This window comes from Mycobacterium sp. (genome assembly GCF_050701675.1).
Taxonomy (GTDB): Bacteria; Actinomycetota; Actinomycetes; order Mycobacteriales; family Mycobacteriaceae; genus Mycobacterium.
In genome coordinates, this window is record NZ_JBOGDD010001193.1 from 1 (window position 1) to 6,025 (window position 6,025).

General features: G+C 67.2%; 5 protein-coding genes. 3 read left to right on the plus strand and 2 right to left on the minus strand.

From position 1 onward, the window contains the following. The coding region (locus ACRDUX_RS37000) for a cupin domain-containing protein (RefSeq protein ID WP_526421877.1) at positions 1 to 430 on the plus strand (430 nt) is incomplete at its 5' end. 6 nt (positions 431 to 436) lie between these two features. Further along, positions 437 to 1,393 (plus strand): hypothetical protein, encoded by a 957-nt coding sequence (locus ACRDUX_RS37005; RefSeq protein WP_526421879.1) that lies wholly within the window; start codon positions 437 to 439, stop codon positions 1,391 to 1,393. On the opposite strand, the gene sthA is transcribed toward ACRDUX_RS37005, so the two are convergent. After that, the gene (gene sthA / locus ACRDUX_RS37010) at positions 1,305 to 2,720 is read right to left on the minus strand and encodes a Si-specific NAD(P)(+) transhydrogenase (RefSeq protein WP_526421881.1); all 1,416 of its coding nucleotides are present in this window, start codon (positions 2,718 to 2,720) and stop codon (positions 1,305 to 1,307) included. The two genes, ACRDUX_RS37005 and sthA, sit on opposite strands and share 89 nt — an antisense overlap. Positions 2,721 to 2,799: 79 nt before the next feature. Beyond that, positions 2,800 to 4,770 carry an MFS transporter gene (locus ACRDUX_RS37015; protein WP_526421883.1) on the minus strand — a complete coding sequence of 657 codons (1,971 nt, stop codon included), beginning with the start codon at positions 4,768 to 4,770 and terminating at the stop codon, positions 2,800 to 2,802. Between the two features lie 480 nt (positions 4,771 to 5,250). Here ACRDUX_RS37015 and ACRDUX_RS37020 point away from each other — a divergent pair. Continuing rightward, on the plus strand, positions 5,251 to 6,025 hold a 775-nt coding region (locus ACRDUX_RS37020), incomplete at its 3' end, for an alpha/beta hydrolase (RefSeq protein ID WP_526421885.1).

Genomic DNA, 6,025 nt, shown 5'->3' on the forward strand with positions numbered 1-6,025 from the left:
GTACGATTCCGCGTGGGAGAGCGCGTTGACGGTAGTGCAGGAAGTGCAGCCGCCGTTCATCCCGCAGGACGCTCACGTGATGACCGTCGAGGTCACCTACCCGCCGGGCAGCGGCGGCGCACCACCACACCGGCACCCTGGCGGCCCGGCGTTCGGCTATATGCTGGAAGGCGAGATGCTCTTCGAGCTGGAAGGGCAGCCGCCGCGCGTCATTCATGCGGGCGAAGCGTTCTGGGAACCCGGCGGCGACGTCATCCACTACTCGGATGGCAACAACCGCGATGACGTCCAGAGCCGTTTCGTCGTGACGATGATCTGCGTCCCCGGCCAACCCATGCTGACCCTCGTCGATGAGGACGAGCTCGCAGCCCGCGAGCACCTGCGCGTCCCTGCCGAAGCGTTCGCGCCGAAACGTCCTGGGCAGGAGTGAATTCCGATGTCGAGAATCTTGCTGCAGACCACGATCGCGGCCGATCCCGACGATTGGGACGTCAGCCACTTCGCTCTGCTGGCCGACACGCTGCGGGACGCCGGCCACGAAGTGATCGCGCGCAACCGGGAGGGCCAGGGACGCGATGACCCGGTTCTGAGCCGTCTCGACGAACTCGGCTACGACCAATTGTGGCTGATGGCCGTCGATGTCGGTGACGGGCTGACCGATTCCGAAGCCAAGGCGATCACGAGTTTCCGTGAAAACGGCGGCGGAGTGCTCACTGCGCGCGACCACGAGCACCTGGGCCGATGCCTGCTGCGACTGGGGTCGGTCGGCCTGGTCAACCAGTTCCACGACGCGGACGTCGATCCGAGCACCCTGTGCGACGACCAGGACACCGCGACCATCTCCTGGCCGAACTACCATTCCGGCGCCAACGGTGACTATCAGCCGGTGCTGACCCAGGAACCCGTGCACGAGCTGTTGCGCACCACGCGGACGGCCAGCGGACGGATCGAATGGTTTCCCGCGCACCCACACGAAGGCGGGGTGTCCGCGGCGGTCCCCAACTCCACCGTGCTGGCGCAGGGTCGAAGTACCGCGACGGGCCGGCGGTTCAATCTCGCCGTCGCGGTGGACGGTGAGCTCGGTCCGGACGGCCATCCGATGGGCCGGGCGGTCGCCGAGTCGACGTTCCACCACTTCGCCGACTACAACTGGGATCTCGATCGCGGGGCGCCGCCGTTCGTCTCGGAGCCGCCCGGCACGCAGATCAAGGCTGACCCGGCCCGTCTGACGACCTTCAAGGACTACGTCCGCAACCTCGCGACGTGGCTGCAGCCCGCGACCAGCCAGTTCGCGACGACTGGCGTCAGGGTTGGAATTCGTTCACTGCCCGCAGCTTGTTCGTCACGTCGAGCGCGGCCGTCTTGTACGCCTCCGAGAACGTCGGATAGTTGAACACCGCGTCGACGAGGTAGTCGACGGTGCCGCCGCAGCCCATGACCGCCTGGCCGATGTGCACCAGCTCGGTGGCGTTGCTGCCGAAGATGTGCACGCCAAGCACTTTGCGATCGTCGGTGGACACCAGCAGTTTGAGCATGCCGTGGGAATCGCCCGCGATCTGGCCGCGCGCCAATTCGCGGTACCGGGAGACGCCGAACTCGTAGGGCACCGCGCTCTTGGTCAGTTCGGCTTCGGTGGCCCCCGCGAAGGAGACCTCGGGGATCGTGTAGATGCCGATGGGCTGCAGGGCGGTCATGTCGTTCGCCGGTTCTCCGAAGGCGTGATAGGCGGCCAGTCGCCCCTGGTCCATCGACGTCGCCGCCAATGCGGGAAAGCCGATGACGTCACCGACCGCGAAGATGTGCTCGACGTTCGTGCGGAACTGGTCGTCGACCACGAGGCGGCCGCGACGATCCGTTTCCAGGCCCGCCGAATCGAGGTCGAGACCCGCTGTAAGCCCTTGCCGCCCTGCCGAATACATGACTGTGTCGGCGGCGATGCGCTTACCGCTGGCCAGCGTGGTCAACGTTGTCGTCGAGCCGATCTGCACGCCGGTGACTTCCTCGCCGAACCGGAACGTGACCGCCGACTCCCTGAGATGAAACCGCAATGCCTCGACGATCTCGGCGTCACAGAAGTCCAGCATGGACTCACGCTTCTCCACCACGGTCACCTTCGTGCCGAGCGCGGCGAAGATCGACGCGTACTCGATGCCGATCACTCCCGCTCCGACCACGACCATTGATGAAGGGACCTTCTTCAGACCGAGGATGCCGTCGGAGTCCAGCACGCGTTCGTCGTCGAACTCGATGCCGTCGGGCCGCGCGGGCTTGGTGCCGGTGGCGATGACGATGTGATCGCCGCTGACGGTGGTGTGTTCGGCCTCGTTGTCGTTCTCGACGACGATGGTGTGCGGATCGACGAACCGACCGTGCCCGGTGAAGAGATCGATCTTGTTGCGCATCAACTGGGAGCGCACCACGTCGACTTCCTTGGTGATGACGTGGGCGGTTCGGACGTGCAGATCTTCGGTGGTGATCCTGTCCTTGACGCGGTAACTGGCGCCGTAGAGCTCACGTTGATTCATCCCCGTCAGGTAGACGACGGCCTCGCGCAGCGTCTTCGACGGAATCGTGCCGGTGTTGACGCACACCCCGCCGAGCATCCAGCCGCGTTCGATCACCGCGACCTTCTTGCCCAGTTTGGATGCCGCGACCGCTGCCTTCTGCCCGCCGGGGCCCGAGCCGATCACCACCAGGTCGTACTCCGCTTCCGATGCCATGCGACCTGGTGTTCCCCGAAACGCCCCGATCCAAAGCGTGCGGGACGAACGTGCGGTCGCCGAAGGCCGTCGGGCCGAACTAGTGGTCGACGGTCTGCTGCGGGATGGCGAGAACGGGGATCGACGAGTGTGCGACGACCGCGGCCGCCACACTGCCCTGCAGATGGCCCAGCAGCCCGCTGCGACGGTGCGGGCCGACCACGATCAGGCTCGCGTCGTGTTCCTCGGCGGCCTCGACGATGCCCTTCCAGGTCGGCGTCGCCTCGACGGCGATACTCCTCGCCAGGAATCCGGCGTCGTCGGCCAGCGATGCGCCGTAGGCGGCGGTCCGTTCGGCGGCGACCCGTACCTCGAGGGCCCGGTCGGCGTCGAAGTGAGTCGTGTCGGTCGGCGTGAACCCGACCTCGACGGGCTGCCAGACGCACACGACCAGTGCGTCTCGTCGTGGACCCAGCTGGGCGGCGGCATGTGCGATCGCGAACGCGGCGAGGTCGGATCCGTCGTAGGCGAAGAGAATCGGCCCGTCTTGGGTCGGAGCAACGCGTCCGTTCGACGTCGTGACGCTCGGGGCCGTCTTGACGACGGCAGCGGGGGAGGGCAGGCCCGGACGCAGTCTGGCCAGTAGTGGTGGCGAGTACCAGGCCGGGGAGTCGCCGTCGATGAACTCGTCCAGGTCGGGGCGTTGCGGCCGTGCTCCGCTGAGCACGTAGATCGCCACCCCGAAGACGGCGCCGCCGACGGCGAGCCCGAATCCGATCCAGAGTGCGTAGCCGGTGCCGACGTTGAGGTCGGTCGCCGCCGTCACCGCGAAGTGAGCGAGGATCGGCGCGACCATGAACGCGGCCACCGCCCGTAGGAGTTCGATGATCGCGAAGACGCGCTGCAGGCTCGCCGATTGCAGGGAGAAGCCCGCGACGAACAGCGCGGGTGCGACGGTGGCGCCGAGTGCGAGGCCCGTCAATGCCGACCCGAGCAGGACCAGGGGCTGGTTGGCGGGCAGGGCGACGTGGAACACGAGGATTCCTGCGGCGAGCAGCGCCATGCCGACCAGCGGTAGGTAGTGCATCGCCTTGCGGGAGATGACGATGCCGAACACGAAAGCCATGACGATGGCGCCGCCGAGTTCGGGCAGGTAGAGCAGCCCGACGTGAACGGGGCTGTAGGTCTGCAACAGGACGTTGGCGGTCAGCGCGGTCGCTGCGACCGAGGCGGCCGCGGCGAACAGCGCGACGCCGACACCGGCGACGGGGATCGAACTGGTCAGCATCGTGCGGATCGTCAGCAGCGGGCGACGGGCCCGGAACTGGTAGACGATCAGGGCCACGATCAACGCGAGGCCACCGAACAGTGGGGCGCTCACGGCCGCGTCGGCGAATCCGTGGGTGGTGAGTTGCGCGGCGCCGATGAAGCCGGCGGCGCAGCCGGCGGCCGCCAATCCGATGGCCCACAGATCACGTGGTGCGTCGAGGTCGGCCGGTGGGGCGTCGTCGAAGGTCAACGCGGCCATCACCAGGGCGGCCAGTGCGATGGCGGCGACGATCCAGAACAGCGGTCGCCAGGCGTGCGCCTGTGCCTGCGCGCCGCCGACGAACGGACCGAGGGCGACCGCCCCGAACACGCACATGTTCATGATCACCGCGGTGTGGCGCAGTTTGTCCTTGGGGAAGCCGATCGTCAGCGGTGGCGCGGCGGCGATCAACAGCATGCTGGTGGCCAAGCCCTGCAGGACGTGTCCGGAAATGAACATGGTCGGGTTCGCCGCGGCCGCGGCGAGTACTGACCCGACGACGAGGACGACTGCGTAGCCGAGCAGCATCCTGCGCTGCGGCAGGTGCTGGGCGAACTGGACTGCCAGCACCGTGCCGACGGCGTAGGCCGCATTGCCCAACCCCGAACTCAGGCTCAGTGCCTGGGCGCTCATGTGCAGTTGCTCGGAGATGATCGGTACCAGCGGGTCGAAGGCCGCGGACAACGCCAGGTACGGAATCAACGCGAGCGTGACCATGGCGGCGACGGCGGGATACCGCCCGGCCAGTGGGCCCTGGCGCATCAGCCCCGCCCATCGAGGTCTGCAGGAACCATTCGGCGAGGCCTCGCATCGTCGGGGCGGTTGGTCAACCGAGTCGGGCCTGGCACGCGTCTCTCCAACTTCATCGGGGCGGGGTTTGTTCCCGCGCAGTAGCTCGTCTGCACGTTCAGCGGTTGGGGGCACGGGCCGAGCGAAGCTTCTGCGGAATCACGAGCGCGGCAGCTGCATCGGTGCCGATATCGTTCGCAATGCTATCGATCTATTCGTCGCGAGGGGAATTCAAGCGCCCACAAGTGATCTGGGACACCCGTGCTCGACGATGCCGAAGTTCATCCGGTACCTCTTGTCGAACGTGACGCCACCGTCGATCTGGTGCCGGATTCTCGCAGTGGCGTCACGCTCGGCGTGCGGAACCATCCCGAACGATCATGCGCCGCAAGGTATTCGGCGACTCCAGCCAAAGCGGGCCGGGGAGTCCGCCCTTGACGTCAGACTGATGGCATGCCCGGCGTTCCGTTTCACCCTGAGTTGCGCCGTATCGGTCGCGAGTTGCCCAAATCGGTGATCACCCCGTTCAGCCTGAAGTTCATCCGCAGGCTGACGAGGCTTCCTCACCGGCGTCCGCCGAAGGGCGTCGAGGTAGTCACCTTGGACTCCGGTGTTCGGGTATGGGTCTATCGCGCCCCTGGGAGCGCCGCCGGCCCTGGTCTGCTGTGGATCCACGGCGGCGGGTACCTGATCGGCAGCCCCGGCCAGGATGACGAGCTGTGCCGCCGCTACGCTCACGAGCTCGGTGCCACCGTCGCGTCGGTGGACTACCGACTGGCTCCCGAGCATCAGTACCCCGTGCCACTGGAGGACTGCTACCTCGCGCTGTGCTGGCTGGCCGATCAGCCAACCGTGGATAGCTCCCGTGTCGCCATCGCCGGTGCCAGCGCCGGCGGCGGGCTGGCTGCCGCCCTGGCGCAGTTGGCACACGATCGCGATGAGGTCCAACTGCGGGGCCAGTTGCTCACCTATCCAATGCTCGACGATCGCACCACCGAGCGGAAGAACCTCGACCAACGCGGGATGCGGCTGTGGGACAAGGCCAGTAATCGGTTCGCGTGGGCTGCATACCTGGGTAACGCGAACCCGCAGGTCGCGGTCCCCGCGCGTCGGACGGACCTGAGCGGGCTCCCGCCCGCGTGGATCGGGGTCGGCACGCTGGATCTCTTTCACGACGAGGCCCTCGCTTACGCCGAGCGGCTGCGCGAGGCGGGCGTGCCGTGTCACA